Below are 17,456 nucleotides of genomic sequence, written 5' to 3'. Positions count from 1 at the left end.
CCGACTCTCGAACATCAACTCCCGCATGAAACACCTGGAGAAGACGACCTCCGGCAGACTCAGCCGCCGCTCTTGCGCCGGAACGACCGCTGGCTCGCAGCCGGGCCGTGCGCCTCACGGACCTTTGACGCATCGCGGTTCGCAGCGCCTTCGGCCGTGTCCGTCTGCACACCGCGCTTGCGCGCCAGGGCTTCCCGGAACTTGCGCTTCAGGTCGTAGTTGCCGTCGCTGTCGGGCTGAAGTGCCGAAGTCTCGGGGTCAGCCGGCTCCGAACCTTCCGGGGATACAGATTCTTCGGTCATGGTGACCTCCTGGGTTCGGACGTCGGACGGTGGAAAGCACAGCTTGTCATGCCGGGCGGCGTCACGGCGCCAGCAATAATCACAGGCTGCGGGCGGCACGTTCCCATCATGCACCCTCGCTTGACGTGCGAGGTCACGGGAGTCGGCCGTGGAGCGCCCCCTACGGAACACCGTTCGCGGGAACCAGGCCGCCCGAGCTCCGCACATCCTCGACTTCGCGTTGGAGCGGCCGGCTGCTGCCGGTGCAGTTCGCCTCGCTGTCGGCGCCGTCGTCGGCCTCGGTCCCGACTGCCGCACCATGACCTACTGGAGGCGGCAAGGGCCCGCGCAGTCCCGCTTCGGCGGCAAGAAATCCGTTCGCCCGTCATGGGCCGAGCCGTTAGGCTCCGGCCGCACAACAGGGGTGTGACACGCAATCGCGATGGGAGCCCACATGGAGACCCCGCACGTGCGGACCGACCGTTTGGGACTGCTGATCGACCAGTTCGACCGCGCCAGGGAGATGGCGCAGGTGCGGCTGACGGGACTCACCGACGAGGAGTACCTGTGGGAGCCCGTGCCCGGTTGCTGGTCCATTCGGCGCCGGGGCGAGGCGGCCACGCCCAGGGCGTTCGGGCCTGGTGCATGGGTGCTCGACCTGGGCGCCCCGGAGATCCCTGCAAACGAGTACGACGAGGTCGCCCGGCAGGCCGCCGACGGCATGACAGTCGCCAAGATCGCCGATGACTGGAGTGTGAGCGTCGAGCGGGTCGAGGAGATCCTCAACCGCACTGGTCCGCCGGAGCCGGACCAGGTGCCGGTCACGACCATCGCGTGGCGGCTGGGGCACCTGCACTTCGGCTTCGCGGGCCAATGGGAGTGGACCTTCGGTGAGCGTCGGCAGGAGCCGAGGACGCTGGTCTACTTCGAGCCTTCCGCCACCCTGGCTCTCGAGCGGTTCTGGGCGCTGATGGACCGCTGGCGGGACAGCGTCGCCGCCCTGACCGACGAGCAACTCGACACGGTCGGCTTCTCGCAGTATCCGTACGGCTCCGACCCCGACGATCCTTTCGTCGACGTCCTGTGGGGGTCCACCCTCGAGTTCATCCATCACATGGCCGAGATCGCGCTCCTGCGCGACCTGTGGCAGGCACGCTTCTCAAGCCCGGGACAGATTCGTGGAGGCCATGCGCAGCCGGCGTCGGATTGAACTTCGGCTCTGTCCCGGCCTCCAGGAATGCATGGACGTGCGGGTGGCGGCCCGGATGCGGTCGACAAGGTTGACTGGTGGGCCAGGGCGATCCGTACGCCGCGGACCGCCTTCGTCGGTCCATGCGAACTGCCGTGCCCGCCAGGCAAGTTGGGCCAGGGCCCAATGACTTCGACACAGCCCGGCAAGGTGCTCGCTGGTGGTGGGGGCGGGTGCGGGACGTAGGTGTTATCGGCTCTCCTCGATTGCCTCATGGAGGTGGCGGACGGCTTCGGTCACTGTGTTGTCGGCGAGGTTGCCGTATCCGAGGACCAGGCCGTGATCGGCGTGGTCCTCGGTGGCGTGATAGGCGGCGAGGTCGGCGATGCGCAGCGACCGGGTGGCTGCCGTGGTGACCACCGCAGCGGTGTCCACGGTGGCGGGCAGACGAAGGATGAGATGGAGGCCCGCTGCGATGCCGGAGACCGGGGCACCGGGGAGCTGGTGGGCGAGGGCTTGGACGAGTGCGTCGCGTCGGTGACGGTATCGCTTTCGGCAGGCCCGGAGATGGCGGTCGTAGACGCCCGATTCCAGGAGCGAGGCAAAGGCAAGTTGGTCGAGAACTGAGGGTTGGCTTGCCGCCTGGTCGGCTTGGTGCAGGTGACGTGTCCAGCGTGGTGGTGCCACGATCCAGCCGATGCCGAGCGCGGGCGAAAGGATCTTGCTGAGCGACTTGAACAGGATGACTCGGGACGGGTCCATGCCTTGGACGGCCGCGACCGGGCGCCGGTCGTAGCGGAACTCCGCGTCGTAGTCGTCTTCGAGTACGACGCCGTCCACCTGCCGGGCCCACTGCAGCAGGGCAGCACGCCGTTCGGGGGCGAGCACGGTGCCCAGCGGGAACTGGTGCGCCGGGGTCGTCAGCACGGCCCGAAGACCGGAGTACTGGGCAAGGTCGTCGGTGCGCAGGCCGCCGCTGTCCGCGCGGATGGGCACCGGGTCCAGGCCGGCGCTTCGGACCACGTCACGCAGCCGCGTCCAGCCCGGCTCCTCACAGCCGACAGCGGTGATGCCCTCGGCGCGCAGGGCGTGGCAGATCCGCCGCACCCCGTCGGTCACGCTCATGCACACCGTCACGTCTTGTGGCGTCGCCGAGACACCGCGGGAACGGCCCAGATACTCGGCGAGCAACCTCCTGAGCCGGAGGTGACCGCCGGGCGGCGGGTAGCCGAACTCGGTGAACGCCGCCGTGGTCACCTGTGTGCGGATGGCGTCGGCCCATCGGCGGCGTGGGAACGCGCGCAGGTCCGGCAGTCCCGGTGCGAGGTCGAAGCGAGCTACGGAATCGTGGCGTGCGGCGAGATGCCGGGAGTCGGCGCCGGGGTTGTTCGACCAGCGCACCCGTGTGCCGGAGCCGGTCTGAGCCTCCAGGTACCCCTCGGCGATGAGCTGGCTGTACGCCTCGGTCACCGCCCAGCGCGAGCAGCCGAGGTCGGTGGCGAGCTGCCGACTGGGCGGCAGGGCGGTGCCGACCTCGATGCTCCCCTGCCTGATCGCGGTGCGCAGCGCCCTCTTGACCCGTTCGTGCAGCGGTCCGTCGCCGGGCTGTCCCAGGTGGAGCAGGAGATCCCCTGCCAGATTGGTCTGTGATTCCCACATGCTATTGGACAGTAGCAGCGAGCCATTTCTCAGTAGCTTCGCATCTGTCGACATACAGCGGAGTGCTGGTCGGCACCGACACACGGATGCAGGAGGATGTCGTGGCTCTGGTGAGAAGTTCGCTGCCGGCTCAGGCCCACCCGTTGTTGCGTGGCGTGTTCAGCCACTGGTACGCGAAGGCCGGCGTTCTGTCGGCACTGCCGGACGCGCCGGTCGTGCCGGACGATGCCCGGCAGCGCGGGCCTGCGTGGCGCCGGCTCCGGTCCCGCCTTGGAGTGCCCATCGATGGGCCGTGAAGACGATGGGAGCCGCGCCCCGCGAGTTGCCGTCGTTGGATTGGCGACTACGACTCTGCTACGACGATCCAGAACGTCACCGCTGCGAGGAACGCTCCGGTGGCGAGGTGGTCCAGCCAGCGCTGTGTCGCTTCCTCGGTGAGGTATCCGGTGGCCACCGCGTGCTGTGTGGTGTGCCCCAGGCCAAGGATTTTGTCGGCTGCCTGGACGTCTAGGAACACGGGGGCGATGGGGGGTGACCGCGGGCGCCGCGAATCCGGCCGTGGCTGCCAGGCGCGGGAGTTGCCTGCCGATACGGGAGTTGCGGACGTGGGCGACAGCGTTCACACCGCGATGCTTGGCATCGCCCGACTTCACCGCCTCGCCCTCACGGGACAACTCCCGCCCGCGGGAACACCTTTGAGAGGCCCAAGTGAGACGGCTCCCCACCTTGCCGTCTCGGCGAACGCTCAGTCGAGACAGAACTCGTTGCCCTCGATATCCTGCATCACGATGCAGGAGTCGTTGTCATCAAGCAGTAGTCACACGCGCACCGCGCCGAGCGAGACCAGTCGTGCGCACTCGGCCTCGAGGGCGACGAGGCGCTCTTCACCCACCAGCCCGGTACCGACCCGCACGTCAAGATGCACCCGGTTCTTGACGACCTTGTCCTCGGGAACCCGCTGAAAGAACAGTCGCGGGCCCACACCTGAAGGATCACTGCAGGCGAACCATGCACCCCGATCCTCGCTCGGCCGCGAGCGATCGAAATCGTCCCAAGTGTCAAACCCCTTCGGTGGCGGGGATATGACGTACCCCAACACCTCGCACCAAAAGCGAGCGACGCGCTCAGGTTCTGCGCAGTCGAAGGTGACTTGGAACTGCCTGATCGATGGCATCGGCGCACCGTAGCAGGGGACTCTGTTGCTCGTCTCCCGGTAACCCCTGGCTGACCGCCGCCCTCGTCCTGAGCAGCGCGGCGATCCTCTTCCTCGGGGTGTACGCGGTGCTCGAGACGCTCGGGCTCACGCCCGGCAGCTGAAACCGCCGGCGGATGCTGCCTTGTCCGGCCGCGCGCACTCCGTCCACGCGGGGTGCGCGCTGCACTCGCCCGTCAGCGGGCAGGCAACGTCTCGCGCATGGCCCGCGCCGTACTGGCCGAGTCGTATCCCTCGGGAACGCCGGGAACGAGGATGATGTCCCCCTCGATGTGCCGTGAGCGCAGCGGGGCGATCTCCTGGTAGGCGGCGGAGTCCCACCAGGCACGCGCCCGGTCGATCGAGGGGAACCCGATCACGACGACGTGCCCGGGCCAGCTGCCCTCCTTCACCTCGTGCTGCGCGCCGTGCACCAGGAAGCGGCCGCCGTACGGGGCGAACGTCGCGGTGATGCGCTCCATGTACTCGGCGATCTCCGGGTGCGGGGTGGCCTTGCGCAGATGAGCTATCGCGTAGGCAGACAGGGCAGCCATGGCGTCCTTCCCTCCGGTCGGGATCCGTATGCCGACGATCCTGACACCGGGCCACACCACCGTCGATGACCTGGCAGGTAAGGGCCATTTACTAACAATTGATTGAACAGCTGTAACTGATAAGCATAGTGTTACTACCTATGAAGGCGGATGCAGGAGCAGGTGGCGAAGGCACGCGCGGCCCGGGCGACACGGCCCGCCTCGCGACCGAACTCCGGCTCGCGGTGGGCCGTATGACACGGCGGCTGCGTCAGGCTCACGCCGTGGGGGACGTGTCCCTCTCCGGGGTGTCAGTGCTCGCCCGACTCAACGCCGACGGCCCTGACGCGCCGACGGCCCTCGCCGAGATGGAGCGGGTACGCCCACAGGCGATGGCGAGCACACTCGCCCTGCTCGAACACCGCGGGCTCGTCCACCGCAGCCCCGACGCCGCGGACGGACGGCGGAGCATCGTGGCGATCACGGAGGAGGGACGCGCCATGCTGGCCGAGCGACGCTCGGAGTCCGTCCAGCGACTCGGCGCCGTCCTCGACGAGTTCACCGCCGAGGAGCGCGCCGCACTCGCGGTGGCACTGCCGCTCCTGGACCGCCTGGCGGAGCGGCTGTGACCGCGCGCGCACCCGGCACCGGCGACGGTGACGGTGACCGCGCGGGACGCGGCGGGCCGTCCGCGCTGAGCGCCCTGCGCTCGGCACGTCACAAGGACGGTCCCGTCGGGCCGGGCTACAAGTGGGTCGCGCTGTCGAACACCACGCTCGGCGTGCTCATAGCCACGATGGACGCCTCGATCGTGATCATCTCGCTGCCCGCGATCTTCCGCGGCATCGGCCTCGATCCGCTTGCTCCGGGCAACATCGGCTATCTGCTCTGGATGATCCTGGGCTATCTGCTGGTCTCGGCCGTGCTCGTCGTCGTCCTGGGCCGGCTCGGCGACATGTTCGGCCGGGTGCGGATCTACAACCTCGGCTTCCTGATCTTCGCGTGTGCCTCCGTCGCCCTTTCCCTGGACCCGTTCCGCGCGGGGGCGGGTGCCTTGTGGCTGATCCTCTGGCGCATCGTGCAGGCCTTCGGCGGCTCCATGCTCACCGCCAACTCGGCCGCCATCCTCACCGACGCCTTCCCGACCCGGCAGCGCGGCATGGCACTGGGCATCAACCAGATCACCGCGCTCGCCGGCCAGTTCCTCGGCCTCCTCGCGGGCGGCCTGCTCGCCGCCGTCGACTGGCGCGCCGTGTTCTGGGTGAGCGTCCCGGTCAGCATCACCGGCACGATCTGGTCCTACCTCAGCCTCCGGGAGACCTCGGCAGGCCGCCCCGGCCGTATCGACTGGCTGGGCAACCTCACCTTCGCGGTCGGCGCCGGAATCCTGCTGGCCGGCATCACCTACGGCATCCAGCCCTACGGCGGCAGCGCCACCGGATGGGGAAACCCATGGGTGCTCACCGGCCTGATCGGCGGCGCCACCCTGCTGCTGCTCTTCTGCTACGTCGAGACGCACGTCGCCGAACCCATGTTCAACCTCGCCCTGTTCAAGGTACGAGCCTTCGCCGCGGGCAATCTGGCCGCCCTGCTGACCGCGATCGCGCGCGGCGGCCTGCAGTTCATGCTCATCATCTGGCTGCAGGGCATCTGGCTGCCCCTGCACGGCTACGACTACGAGGACACCCCGCTGTGGGCCGGGGTCTTCATGCTCCCGCTCACGCTCGGTTTCCTGATCGCAGGTCCCCTCTCCGGCTACCTGTCGGACCGGTTCGGCGCGCGCCTGTTCTCCACGGCCGGTCTGGGCCTGGTCGCGTGTTCCTTCCTCGGCCTGCTCGCCCTGCCCGTCAACTTCGACTACGGGATGTTCGCGGCACTGCTGCTGCTCAACGGGCTGGGCCAGGGGATGTTCTCCGCACCGAACACGTCGTCGATCATGGGCAGTGTGCTGCCCGAGTACCGGGGCGTCGCATCGGGCATGCGTTCCACGTTCCAGAACTCCGGTACGGCCCTGTCCATCGGCGTGTTCTTCTCCCTGATGGTCTCCGGACTCGCGTCCTCGCTGCCCCGGACGCTGAGCAGCGGACTTCAGGCACACGGCGTACCGGCCGCGGCGGCCGAGCATGCCGCAGCGCTGCCACCGGTGAGCACGCTGTTCGCCACGTTCCTCGGCAACAACCCCATCGAGCACCTCCTCTCGTCCGACGGGGCCCTGGACCACGTCTCCACCAGCCAGCGTGCGGCCCTGACCGGTCACACCTTCTTCCCACAGCTGGTCTCCGGCCCGTTCCACCACGGTCTGACCATTGTCTTCAGCGTGGCGGCGGGCATGGCCCTGGTCTCCGCACTCGCGTCGGCCCTGCGCGGCAGCCATCGCGCCGAGCCCGACCCTGCTCGCCAGGATCAGCCGCCCACAGCCGGCGACGTCCGTGAGACGCCACAGCCCCGGCACAACACATCGTCGTAGTCGTAGGGGCCGTGTCGTTTCCGGTAGTTCGGCGGCGTCGGCGCGCCCGGCGTTGAGCAGTACGCGGCGCTGTGGATGTACCTACTCAGCCGGTGTGTTCCACCACGGCATCGATGAGCTTGGGCCAAAGTTCGCGGGGGCGGTCGTGGCCCATGTCCGGGATCAGCAGGAGCTCGGCGCCGGGCACCACGTCGGCGGTGCGTTTCCCACCGCTGGGGTCGATCAGCGTGTCGTCCAGGCCGTGGATCACCAGCGTCGGCGTCCGGAGTTCGCGCAGTGCGTCCGCGCGTGAACCGCTGAGGATCATCGCGCCGAGTTGTCGGCCGATTCCCGCAGGGTAGTAGGCGCGGTCGTAGCTGTCGGCGGCCAGCTCGCGCAACACCGCGATGTCGCCGTACCGCTTGGAGGCCCATACCAGTTCCTTCTCCGCCGCCGCGACGTACCCCTCGCGGTCTGCGGGCTTCGGACTGAACAGCACCGCCTGTGCCTCCGAGTTGGGTTGGCCGTATTCACTCTCGCCCGTCGAGGACATCATCGACGTCAAGGTCAGCACCTGCTTCGGGGAGGTGAGGGCCATCGCCTGGGCGATCATTCCTCCCATCGAGGCGCCGACCACGTGGGCGCGTTCGATGCCAAGCGCAGTGAGCAGGCCAAGGCCGTCGTCGGCCATGTCGAGAAGCCGGTAGGGAACCATCGCGAGGGCGGCGGGAAAGTCGCCCGAGCTCACGGCGGCAATGAACTTGCCCATGTCGACGGGGTGATCGTCGAACTTGGTGGACAGCCCGCAGTCGCGGTTGTCGTACCGGATCACGTAACGGCCGCGATCTGCCAGCGCCCGGCAGAAGTCCTCGTGCCAGGCGAGCATCTGCGCGCCGAAACCCATCACGAGCAGGACTGCGGGATCCCCCGGGTCGCCGAAACTCTCGTACGCGATGGACACCTTGGGAGACACGTCAACGATCGACATACATGGAGCCTGCCATGGCCCGACCATGGAGCGCACCCAGAATATCGGCGCGTGACCTGCACATCCTCGAACGGCCGGAGGGCTGTCAGGCAGGGCCGTCGTCCTGCCGGGACCGTTGCGCAGCCTCCTCGGCGCGTACTTGCCGGCCACTGCGCAGCAACCCGACGGCAACGGACGCCGACAGTATCGTGGCACCGATCCAAGCCCAGTCGGGATCCGCGCCGTGGGCGATCCATGCGAGACCCAGCAGCAAAACCGCAGCCTGCGCAGTGCACTTGAGAGCAGAACGGAAGCGGTCATCCACCGAGGCCGCGGAGAACACCAAGAGGGCGAACGGGAAGTTGAACAAGGTGATCGAGAGTATGGGCTTCCACGGCCAGTCGCCGCCGTCGTACCGCGCATTCAGCCACAGCGCCTCGGCGATCAGGTCCGCGGTCAACAGAGCCCAGAACGCCACACCGCGCAGCCTGACCGAGAAGTCGGTCTCCCGTCCCGACTCGTCCCAGATCCTTGGCATGAGACCTCCTACACGTACGCGGCCAACGCGGTGGCAACTCACCGCCGGCCATCCGGCAGCTCCGTGATATCCCACCGGTCGCGGGACCGGTCCCGGGCAGGGATCGTGCGGTCGGAGTGCCGGCAGTCCATGCACGGCAGCAAGTACCCGCCCTCTGACGCGAGTTGATGACATCCGTTTCATCAGGCGCCATCACGGCCGACGGCTTCCGACGACGGCTCAGGTCAACGGCAGCCGCATGATGGTCAGGTCGAGCCAGCGGCCGAACTTGGTGCCGACCTCCGGCACCGTGCCGACGTGGTGGAAGCCGAACCGTTCGTGCAGCCGGATCGACGCGGTGTTCCCGGCTTCGATGTCGGCGATCACGACGTGGTGCCCGGCCTCGCGGGCCGCGTCGATGAGGGCGGCCATCAGCGTGGAGCCGATGCCGAGCCCGTGCCGGCCTTCGCGGACGTAGACCGAGTCCTCCACTGTGTGGCGGTACCCGTCCAGCTCGCGCCACGGGCCGTAGACCGCGAACCCGGCCACCTCGCCCGCGGCCTCGGCCACGAACGCCGAGCCGCGCTCCAGGTGGGAGGCGAGCCAGGCAGCCCCCTCGGCGGGGGTCTGAGGGGACTGCGTCCACAGGGCCGTCGACTGCTCGATCGCGTGGTTGCGGATCGCGCGGACGGCCTCCGCGTCGCCGCGGCGTGCCGGACGTACTGTCACCGTCCGGCTTCTCTCGTATATTGGATTCATGTCCAACATAGTAGATCCGCTGGTGGGGCAGATCGCGGCCCGCGTCCGCACCGAGCGGGAACGCCGCCGGTGGACGCTGGCCCAGCTCGCGGACGCCTCCGGTGTCTCGCAGGCCATGATCAGCCGGATCGAGCGCGGCGAGAGCAGCCCCACCGCGGTCGTCCTCGGCAAGCTGTCCGCCGCCTTCCAGCTCAGCGTTGCGTCCTTGCTCGCCCTCGCCGAAGGAGCGCAGGACGACGCAGGCGCCGGCGCGGCAGTGCGTCGGCGAGCCGACGCGGCCGAGTGGCGCGACCCCGCCACCGGCTACCGGCGCCGCCAGATCACCGGCCCTCATTTCCCCACCGAGATCGCCGAGATCCGCCTGCCCGCGGGAGCCCGGGTGCCGTATCCGGCCGCCGCCTTCGCCTTCGTACGACAGGTCGTCTGGGTCCTCGACGGCCGCCTGACCTTCCACGACGGCGACACGGTCCACGAACTCGAGGCCGGCGACACCATCGAACTCGGCGATCCCACCGACCGCGTCTTCGCCAACACCTCCGAAGCGGAATGCCGCTACGCCGTCGTCCTCACCCGTGGCGCACAACCATGACCGGCCCCCTCCCCCGCGGCGGCACCGTCCTCCTGGCCGCCATAGCCGGAGTGGCCATCGCGAACAACTACGCCCTACAGCCCGCACTCACCGCCGTGGCCGCGGACCTCGGTGTCTCCCTGACCGTGGCGGGCCTCGTACCGACCGCCGCGCTGGTCGGCTGTGTGACCGGCTTCGCCCTCCTGCTGCCACTCACCGACCGCCTCGCCCCCAACCGCCTGGTCGCCGCACAACTCACCGCTCTGGCCGTCGCCCTCACGGCCGCCGCCACAGCACCCGGCGCCGTCGTACTCCTGGCCGCCTACCTCCTCATCGGCGCGGCCTCGAGCGTGGCCGCTCAGGCCGGCAACATCGCGGGCCGGCACGCCCCGGCCGGGCGCCGCGGATCCGGCGTCGCCACGGTGGCCGCCGGCATGTCGGCCGGCATCCTGCTCAGCCGCCTGGTGGGAGGTGCACTCACCGACGCCCTCGGGTGGCGGCGGATGCTCCTCGTCTTCGGCGCCCTCGCGCTGCTTGGCGCGATCGGCGCGATCATGTTCCTGCCCCGACAGCGGCCCTACTCCAGCCGCAGTTACGGCAGGACTCTCGCCTCGCTTCCCCCGCTGCTGCGTCAACACCCGCCGCTGCGGCGCGCGGTGGCCGCCGGCGGGCTGTGGTACTTCGCCTTCACCCTCACCTGGGTCGCCCTCGTCCTCGCTCTCGCCCAGCCACCCCACTCCCTCGCCCCGACCGCCATCGGCCTGTACAGCCTGGCCGGACTCCTCGGCTTCGCCGTCCTTCCGCTCACCGGGCGTCTGACCGACCGGTATGCGCCGCACTCCGTGATCACCGCCGGCCTGCTGGCCGCCGCGGCCGGTATCGCGCTGCTGGCCACCGGCCTGAGCGCGCCGCCGGTCACCGCACTCGGACTCGCCCTCTTCGACGCCGGCTGCTTCGCCGCCCAGGCCGCCAACCAGGCCCGCATCATCGCCCTCGACCCGCAAGGCTCCGGCAGCCTCAGCAGCGTCTATCTCGTGCTGTACTTCATGATCGGCGCCGTCGGCACGGCCCTCGCCGCTCCCCTGCTCGACACCTTCGGCTGGCACGGCACGACTTTCACTGCGCTCACCGCGGTGCTCCTCGCCGCTGCCGTCGGACACGCCGCCAACCGGAAGATGCGGCGCACGCCCGTCGCCGATGTCACCGCGCGCCGAGCCCCCGCAGAAACGTGTCCACAACCAGGTCGGCAGCCTGGGCGGCGGTGAGGTCGGGCAGCTGCTTTGAGGCCAGTTGCGTCAACTGGGGCAGCAGGGAACCCGACCATGCGGCCGGGAGGTCCGCGCGAAGGAGCCCTTCGTCCATGGCGCGCTTCAGGAAGGCGTCGACTTCCCGGATCAAGGCGTCGCGCCGTTCACGGATCGCCTCGTCGGCCCGCAAACGGGTCAGTTCCACAGGCCACTTGCGATTGACGCCGATGATCCCTTCGACGTACCGGTGCAGAGCCACGGCGACGGGAGCCTCGCGCAGCCTGGAGTCCTCGACGACTCGCTCGACAGCCTCGTAACGGGCCTCGTAGATGGCCGTCAGCAGTTCCTCGCGGGACGCGAACCGCCGATAGACGGTGCGCCGGTCGACGCCTGCCTCGGCGGCGATGGCGGCGATGCTCGCGCCCGGGTCGACGGCGAGCATGCGCGCTCCGGTCGTCAGGACCGCTTCCAGATTGCGTGCTGCGTCTGCCCTCATGACGCGAGCATAGCTCGGGGTGTGGAACCTAACGCATGTACAGCCCCATGTCTGAGGCTCTCACTTTCATAAGTGCTACATTGAAGTGACAGATAGATAGAGCGAGTACTTCCCTCATCAGACTCTCGGGAGAGAGCGAATGATCACCTACGACCAACTTTTCATCGCCGGTTCCTGGGCCGCGCCAAGCAGTCCGGAACTGCTCGACATCCTGTCGCCGCACGACCAGACGGTCATCGGCCGTGCCGCACAGGCCCAGCCCGCCGACGTGGACCGTGCCGTGGCCGCCGCCCGCGCCGCCTTCGACGAGGGCCCGTGGCCCCGCACGGCTCCGGCGGAACGCATCGCCGTCATCCGGCGGCTCAACGCACTGCGCGAGGCAGGCGCCGAAAGGATCGCTTCTCTCATCTCCGCCGAGAACGGTTCGGCGCGATGGTTCACGCTGGCAGGCCAGCCGGGCCTCACCCGGCAGGCGGGCGCCTACCTCAAGGCGGCCGAGGAGTTCGGCTGGGAGGAGACCCTGACGCCCTCCGACCCAGCTTCCCCCACCCGGAGCGTGGTGCACCGCGAGCCCATTGGCGTCGTGGCCGCTGTCATTCCGTGGAACTCCCCGTTCTCCGCGGCCATGGCCAAGATCATCCCTGCGCTGCTGGCGGGCAACACGGTCGTTCTCAAGGTGTCCCCGGAGAACTCGCTGAGCATGGGGTTCCTCGCCGAACTGCTGGAGCAGGCCGGGCTGCCGGAGGGAGTGATCAGCGTCCTTCCGGCCGACCGGGAGACCAGCGAGTACCTCGTGTCGCACCGCGACGTGGACAAGATCGCGTTCACCGGCTCGACGCGGGCCGGCCGCAGGATCGCCTCCCTCGCGGGTGAACAGCTGAAGCGGGTCAGCCTGGAGCTGGGCGGCAAGTCGGCCGCCGTCATCCTGCCCGACGCCGACCTCGACAAGGCGGTACAGGGCCTCAAGTACGCCTCCCTGCTCAACAACGGCGAGTCGTGCATCGCGCAGACCCGCGTCCTCGCGCCGCGCAGCCGGTACGAAGAGGTCGTCGCCGCCCTCAAGGACCTCGTGGAGTCGCTCAGGGTCGGTGCCCCGGACGACCCCGAGACGTTCATCGGCCCGATGGTCCGCCGGGATCAGCAGCAGCGCGTGCGGGACTACATCGAACTCGGCATGAAGGAAGGCGCCAGGCTCGTCACCGGCGGACCCGAGGTTCCGCCGGGACTCGAGAACGGCAACTACGTCACCCCGACCGTGTTCGCCGACGTCGACAACTCGATGCGGATCGCGCAGGAGGAGATCTTCGGCCCTGTCCTGGTCGTCATCGCCTACGACGACGAGGACGACGCCGTGAGGATCGCCAACGACTCCGAGTACGGCCTCTCCGGTGGCGTGTGGTCCGCCGACCAGGCCCGCGCACTCGACGTCGCCCGCCGCCTGCGGACCGGCACGGTCACCGTCAACGGTGCGCCCATCGCGTTCGACGGCCCGTTCGGCGGCTTCAAGGCCAGCGGGATCGGCCGCGAGTACGGCACTGTCGGGCTCACCCAGTACGTCGAGTACAAGACCGTCACTGTGTGACCGCCGAGGCGCCGACGGTCCAGCCCGTGCCGCCGACGCGCCACGGGGTTCGGTCCGGTCTGCGCCGGCCGAGGTGCGTCGAACCGCAGGCCGCGGCACCCGGCGCCGTTGAACTCTCTTGCAGGGAAAGACCGTTGCGGATTGACGGAATCGCGTCACCTATTTGACCGGTGACGAGAGGTGTGCGACAGTCGTCGCGCACGCTCACCCTGGCGATCTCGCACAGCCACTCGCTCCATACGAATCTCCCTGCGAGTCGACAGGGTCGGCACTCTGAGAACGCGGAGGTTCCACATGATCAACAGGCGCACTTTCAGCAAGGCCCTGGGCACGAGCGCCGCGGCCGCTTCCCTGACCGGTCTGCAAGGCGTCCCGACCGCCTCCGCCGCCACGGCAAGCGGAACCTCGACATCACCGGAGCCCGCGACGAGCCCCGGAACACACACCTCATTCCCGCGGCTGAAGCAGGTCAGAGCCGGTCTGCTCAATGTCGGCTACGCCGAACTGGGCCCCGCCCACGGCCCCGCGGTCATCTGCCTGCACGGCTGGCCCTACGACATCCACAGCTACGTCGACGTGGCTCCCCTGCTGGCCGAGCAGGGCTACCGGGTGATCGTCCCCTACCTGCGCGGCCACGGCACGACACGCTTCCTGTCCGACCGGACGTTCCGCAACGCCCAGCAGTCGGCCATCGCCGTTGACATCGTTGCCCTGATGGACGCCCTCAAGATCGAGAAGGCCGTTCTGGCCGGCTTCGACTGGGGATCACGCACCGCCGACATCATCGCCGCGCTCTGGCCCGAGCGCTGCAAGGCCCTGGTGTCGGTGAGCGGGTACCTGATCACCAACCTCAAGGCGCAACTCCAACCGCTGGCGCCGCAGGCCGAACACACCTGGTGGTACCAGTTCTACTTCTCCACGGAACGGGGCCGCCTCGCCATGGAGGACCCGACCCTGCGTCACGACCTGACCAGGTTCGTCTGGCAGACCGTGTCCCCGACATGGAACTTCGACGACGCCATCTTCGAGCGGACGGCGGCGGCCTTCGAAAACCCCGACTACGCGGACATCGTCATCCACAACTACCGCTGGCGGCTGAGTCTCGCCGACGGCGAGCTCCGCTACGACGGTCTCGAGAAGCAGCTCGCCGCACGACCGCTGATCGACGTACCCACCATCACCCTCGATCCCGAGCGCGACCCGTTCACGGCACCGGGCAACGGCTCGTCGTACCGAGACAGGTTCACGGGCAAGTACGAGCACCGGACCCTGGAGGGCATCGGCCACAACGTGCCCCAAGAGGCACCCGCCGCCTTCGCCCAGGCCGTCGTCGACGTGGACCACTTCTGACCGGACCCATCGCGGACTTTCCGTTCGTCACCGGCTTGACAGGTGACGCAGCGAGATGTGAACCTGGCACTCACCACGCGAAGAAGACTCAATCCGCCACCGACCGTCGGAGGTTGACCATGGAAAGTCACAGCACGGTGGACGGCTCTGCCGCAGCACGTCATGCACGGTTCGGCACACTGCCCGAGCGCGTCCGCTTCGAGGACATGGTCGAAGAGAGGCAGGCGACGTCGAACGACCCGGCGAGGAACGCCTACAACCCCGAAGGATCGTGGACGTCCTTCTCCTGCCTGGCCGCCGACCTGGGCCTCTGAAATGGACCTCTCAGATGGGCCAGTGACGGGCCTCTGAGATGAGTTGCGAATGCTCTCCGGGCCTTCGGGGCGGGAGCGCCAAGTGCATGATCCGGCTCACCCAATTGGCTGCGCTCAGCGCGAAATTGACCGCAAGGGCGTGCACGGTGACTGCATGAACACTGCAGAGCTCAACCACCCCGACCACGCCCGTCACTCCGAGAAAGTCGGCTCCCGAATTCCGCGAATATTCGCGCTGGGTGCCGCGCTGGGCATTGCCTGTGCGGCAGTAGTGGCAAGCGCCGCATCCGCCGTGGCCGCGCCGACCGCCCCGCACACCGCAACCGCCACGACCACGGCTTCCTCTCACGGCGGCTACGGCGACGACGACGGCGACGACTGCGACGGTCTCCTCGTCCTCATCTGCCACGGCTAACCAGCGGCAGTCCCTGCCCGGCGGGGCCACCGCCCAGAGGTCGGCCAGGAGGCACCCCAAGCTCCGTGTCCTGCACTTCGTCGGTGACGTGCAGGACCCGGAGCTTGCTCGCGTCACCGGCGGAGTGGTCACGGCCGCATCGGCCCGATATCGCCGCGCCTTGCAAGTGGCTCCGGCTATTTCCTGCCGGCTCGGGCCAGTGCTTGCTCCGCCTGTTCGGCGAGAGAGCCTACGAGATCTGCGGCGGACGGCAGGTCGTTGATGAGGTCGACTGCCTCGCCGGCCCACACCGGAAGCAGAGGGACGTCGCCGCGTGCCACGGCATCGCGATAGTCCTGCCGGGCCCGGGGATCGGAGGCGAGTTCGGCCTCCCGGTCCCTCCACTCTTCGAGGAAGGGATGGCCAAGGGTGCGCGCCGTGTATCGCGACGGCCATCGGGAACTTCGGACGATGTCCAGCACACGGCTGCGTTCTGTGTCCTGCCCGCGCCCCTCCACGATCGCCTTGACGACCGAGGGATCGACGAGTGCCTCGTGCGTGGCCTGGAAGCGGGTGCCCATGAGTGCACCGGCAGCGCCCAGCGCCAGGGCAGCAGCCACACCCCGCCCGTCGGCGATCCCGCCGGCCGCCAGCACGGGCACCGGTGCCGCCAGGTCCACCACGAACGGGACGAACGGCAACGTGGACCGTCCCTTGCGGGCACCGTGCCCTCCGCTCTCCGTGCCCTGGGCCACGATGACGTCGGCGCCCAGGTCCACCGCCCGTCGGGCCTCATCCGCATCGGTGACCTGAACGATCAGCGCCGCGCCCGCCGCACGGATGCGCGCGGCGAACGGGCTCGGGTCGCCGAAGGACAGCATCACCGCCCTCGGGCTGTGCTCCAGCACACGGTCAACCACGTCGGCATCGATTGCCCAGGCCTGGAACCCGACACCCCACGGCTTGTCGGCACCCTCCGCGACGAGCGGCAGTTCTCGGGCCAGCCACTCCCGATCCCCACCCCCTGCGCCCAGCATCCCGAATCCGCCGCCACGCGAGACCGCCGCGGCCAGAGCACCTCCGGCGGATCCGCCCATCGGCGCCAACACAATCGGATGCCGCACCCCGAACAACTTGGTGAACGCCGTCGTCAATGCCATGGCGGACATCATCGCCCTTCGCCGACGTACAAGTCATCGATCCGGACAGCACCTGACACCACAGGAGGGACTTGACCTGTTCCCCCCATCCACCAGTCAGGAAGGCCCCGTAGACCCGAGGCAGCGGACGCAGGCATAGCCTGGCGACATTGCTGGATCACCACCGGACACCCGGCCCGGCCGCCCGACGCCTGCAGTGCGTCCCTGGCCCGGTGTCCCCGACGAACAGACGAGAACGGAGCAGGCGACGTGAGCGACACGCAGGCCGACAACCTCAAACGTGCCGCGGCAGCGACTCCGACGGCCGAGCTGCTCGAGCGGATACGTCGGCACCGACGGCACACCCTGGAACTGCTGACCGTCTGCGCCGTCGCTCTCGTCCCGTGGACCGTCCTGCTGGCGGCGACACTGCCGTCCGGGTACAAGGTCCACCACTGGCGCGTGGCGTGGGTGGGATTCGACGTGCTGCTCGTGGTCGCGATGGCGTCCACCGCGATTCTCGGCTGGCTGCGGCACCGTGCCGTCATCGTGTCGGCGCTTGCGACGGCGGTGCTGTTGATCTGCGACTCGTGGTTCGACGTTTCGCTCGCCCTCGGCACCTCGGGGGTCTGGCTGTCGGCAGCACTCGCGGTGTTCGCCGAACTGCCGCTGGCCTTCTATTTGATCCGCCGGGTGATGGGGATGATCTCGCTGGCGCAGTGGCCGTCCATCGAGACCACGGCCATCGAGGATGCGCAGCCCGCCGACCCGAACGTCTGAGGTCCCTTCCGCTGCTTGAGGGCCCGGGGCTCAGGTCACGGTT

General features: G+C 68.9%; 20 protein-coding genes and 1 pseudogene. 11 read left to right on the top strand and 10 right to left on the bottom strand.

What is annotated here, in order from left to right:
• Nucleotides 1–59: 59 nt before the first annotated feature.
• Nucleotides 60–302: a DUF5302 domain-containing protein gene (locus OG303_RS47350; RefSeq protein ID WP_405876245.1), complete on the bottom strand. Its 243-nt coding sequence runs from the start codon at nucleotides 300–302 to the stop codon at nucleotides 60–62.
• Nucleotides 303–735: 433 nt separating this feature from the next.
• Here OG303_RS47350 and OG303_RS47345 point away from each other — a divergent pair, with 433 nt between their 5' ends.
• Nucleotides 736–1,491 (top strand): DinB family protein, encoded by a 756-nt coding sequence (locus OG303_RS47345; RefSeq protein ID WP_405876244.1) that lies wholly within the window; start codon nucleotides 736–738, stop codon nucleotides 1,489–1,491.
• A gap of 228 nt (nucleotides 1,492–1,719) precedes the next feature.
• Here the strand turns inward: OG303_RS47345 and OG303_RS47340 are convergent, their stop codons facing one another.
• From OG303_RS47340 to OG303_RS47330, 3 genes and pseudogenes are all read right to left on the bottom strand, one after another.
• Entirely contained in the window at nucleotides 1,720–3,129 is a 1,410-nt protein-coding gene (locus OG303_RS47340) for a PLP-dependent aminotransferase family protein (protein ID WP_405876243.1), read from the bottom strand.
• 343 nt (nucleotides 3,130–3,472) lie between these two features.
• Nucleotides 3,473–3,646 carry a hypothetical protein gene (locus OG303_RS47335; protein WP_405876242.1) on the bottom strand — a complete coding sequence of 58 codons (174 nt, stop codon included), beginning with the start codon at nucleotides 3,644–3,646 and terminating at the stop codon, nucleotides 3,473–3,475.
• Between the two features lie 228 nt (nucleotides 3,647–3,874).
• Nucleotides 3,875–4,303, bottom strand: a pseudogene (locus OG303_RS47330) (VOC family protein).
• Here OG303_RS47330 and OG303_RS47325 point away from each other — a divergent pair.
• Entirely contained in the window at nucleotides 4,297–4,446 is a 150-nt protein-coding gene (locus tag OG303_RS47325) for a hypothetical protein (RefSeq protein ID WP_405876241.1), read from the top strand. The pseudogene OG303_RS47330 and the gene OG303_RS47325 sit on opposite strands and share 7 nt — an antisense overlap.
• A 72-nt stretch (nucleotides 4,447–4,518) precedes the next feature.
• On the opposite strand, the gene OG303_RS47320 is transcribed toward OG303_RS47325, so the two are convergent.
• Nucleotides 4,519–4,866 carry a DUF1330 domain-containing protein gene (locus OG303_RS47320; protein ID WP_405877830.1) on the bottom strand — a complete coding sequence of 116 codons (348 nt, stop codon included), beginning with the start codon at nucleotides 4,864–4,866 and terminating at the stop codon, nucleotides 4,519–4,521.
• A 149-nt stretch (nucleotides 4,867–5,015) separates the two neighbouring features.
• Between OG303_RS47320 and OG303_RS47315 the strand changes: the two genes are divergently transcribed.
• Together OG303_RS47315 and OG303_RS47310 are read left to right on the top strand one after the other, a co-directional pair.
• The gene (locus tag OG303_RS47315; protein WP_405876240.1) at nucleotides 5,016–5,483 is read left to right on the top strand and encodes a MarR family winged helix-turn-helix transcriptional regulator; all 468 of its coding nucleotides are present in this window, start codon (nucleotides 5,016–5,018) and stop codon (nucleotides 5,481–5,483) included.
• Nucleotides 5,484–5,650: 167 nt separating this feature from the next.
• Nucleotides 5,651–7,321, top strand: coding sequence for an MFS transporter (locus OG303_RS47310; RefSeq protein WP_405877828.1), 1,671 nt, complete (start codon nucleotides 5,651–5,653; stop codon nucleotides 7,319–7,321).
• 85 nt (nucleotides 7,322–7,406) lie between these two features.
• Here the strand turns inward: OG303_RS47310 and OG303_RS47305 are convergent, their stop codons facing one another.
• The 3 genes from OG303_RS47305 to OG303_RS47295 all read right to left on the bottom strand — a co-directional run bounded on the left by OG303_RS47305 (nucleotide 7,407) and on the right by OG303_RS47295 (nucleotide 9,543).
• Nucleotides 7,407–8,288 (bottom strand): alpha/beta fold hydrolase, encoded by an 882-nt coding sequence (locus OG303_RS47305; protein ID WP_405877826.1) that lies wholly within the window; start codon nucleotides 8,286–8,288, stop codon nucleotides 7,407–7,409.
• An 85-nt stretch (nucleotides 8,289–8,373) separates the two neighbouring features.
• Entirely contained in the window at nucleotides 8,374–8,805 is a 432-nt protein-coding gene (locus tag OG303_RS47300; protein ID WP_405876239.1) for a hypothetical protein, read from the bottom strand.
• A gap of 219 nt (nucleotides 8,806–9,024) precedes the next feature.
• Nucleotides 9,025–9,543: a GNAT family N-acetyltransferase gene (locus OG303_RS47295; protein ID WP_405876238.1), complete on the bottom strand. Its 519-nt coding sequence runs from the start codon at nucleotides 9,541–9,543 to the stop codon at nucleotides 9,025–9,027.
• On the opposite strand from OG303_RS47295, the gene OG303_RS47290 reads away from it, so the two are divergent.
• Together OG303_RS47290 and OG303_RS47285 are read left to right on the top strand one after the other, a co-directional pair.
• Complete coding sequence (locus OG303_RS47290) at nucleotides 9,542–10,132, top strand: helix-turn-helix domain-containing protein (protein WP_405876237.1); 591 nt, start codon at nucleotides 9,542–9,544, stop codon at nucleotides 10,130–10,132. The two genes, OG303_RS47295 and OG303_RS47290, sit on opposite strands and share 2 nt — an antisense overlap.
• Nucleotides 10,129–11,376 carry an MFS transporter gene (locus OG303_RS47285; RefSeq protein WP_405876236.1) on the top strand — a complete coding sequence of 416 codons (1,248 nt, stop codon included), beginning with the start codon at nucleotides 10,129–10,131 and terminating at the stop codon, nucleotides 11,374–11,376. Before OG303_RS47290 ends, OG303_RS47285 begins: the two co-directional genes overlap by 4 nt.
• Here OG303_RS47285 and OG303_RS47280 read toward each other — a convergent pair.
• Complete coding sequence (locus tag OG303_RS47280; protein WP_405876235.1) at nucleotides 11,312–11,854, bottom strand: TetR/AcrR family transcriptional regulator; 543 nt, start codon at nucleotides 11,852–11,854, stop codon at nucleotides 11,312–11,314. The genes OG303_RS47285 and OG303_RS47280 overlap by 65 nt on opposite strands.
• Before the next feature lie 139 nt (nucleotides 11,855–11,993).
• Between OG303_RS47280 and OG303_RS47275 the strand changes: the two genes are divergently transcribed.
• From OG303_RS47275 to OG303_RS47260, 4 genes are all read left to right on the top strand, one after another.
• Entirely contained in the window at nucleotides 11,994–13,436 is a 1,443-nt protein-coding gene (locus OG303_RS47275) for an aldehyde dehydrogenase (RefSeq protein ID WP_405876234.1), read from the top strand.
• 294 nt (nucleotides 13,437–13,730) lie between these two features.
• Nucleotides 13,731–14,786, top strand: a complete 1,056-nt coding sequence (locus tag OG303_RS47270) for an alpha/beta fold hydrolase (RefSeq protein ID WP_405876233.1) — start codon at nucleotides 13,731–13,733, stop codon at nucleotides 14,784–14,786.
• 119 nt (nucleotides 14,787–14,905) lie between these two features.
• On the top strand, nucleotides 14,906–15,100 hold the full coding sequence (locus OG303_RS47265; RefSeq protein ID WP_405876232.1) for a hypothetical protein: 195 nt from the start codon (nucleotides 14,906–14,908) through the stop codon (nucleotides 15,098–15,100).
• Nucleotides 15,101–15,254: 154 nt separating this feature from the next.
• Nucleotides 15,255–15,515, top strand: coding sequence for a hypothetical protein (locus OG303_RS47260; RefSeq protein ID WP_405876231.1), 261 nt, complete (start codon nucleotides 15,255–15,257; stop codon nucleotides 15,513–15,515).
• A 176-nt stretch (nucleotides 15,516–15,691) separates the two neighbouring features.
• On the opposite strand, the gene OG303_RS47255 is transcribed toward OG303_RS47260, so the two are convergent.
• Nucleotides 15,692–16,654: an NAD(P)H-dependent flavin oxidoreductase gene (locus tag OG303_RS47255; protein WP_405876230.1), complete on the bottom strand. Its 963-nt coding sequence runs from the start codon at nucleotides 16,652–16,654 to the stop codon at nucleotides 15,692–15,694.
• A 249-nt stretch (nucleotides 16,655–16,903) separates the two neighbouring features.
• Between OG303_RS47255 and OG303_RS47250 the strand changes: the two genes are divergently transcribed.
• On the top strand, nucleotides 16,904–17,413 hold the full coding sequence (locus OG303_RS47250; protein ID WP_405876229.1) for a hypothetical protein: 510 nt from the start codon (nucleotides 16,904–16,906) through the stop codon (nucleotides 17,411–17,413).
• Nucleotides 17,414–17,456: the final 43 nt, after the last annotated feature.

The sequence above is a fragment of the Streptomyces sp. NBC_00005 genome (assembly GCF_045160215.1).
Lineage (GTDB): Bacteria > Actinomycetota > Actinomycetes > Streptomycetales > Streptomycetaceae > Streptomyces.
Note: the sequence above shows the minus strand (reverse complement) of the source record. Positions and strands in the feature narration are given on the sequence as shown.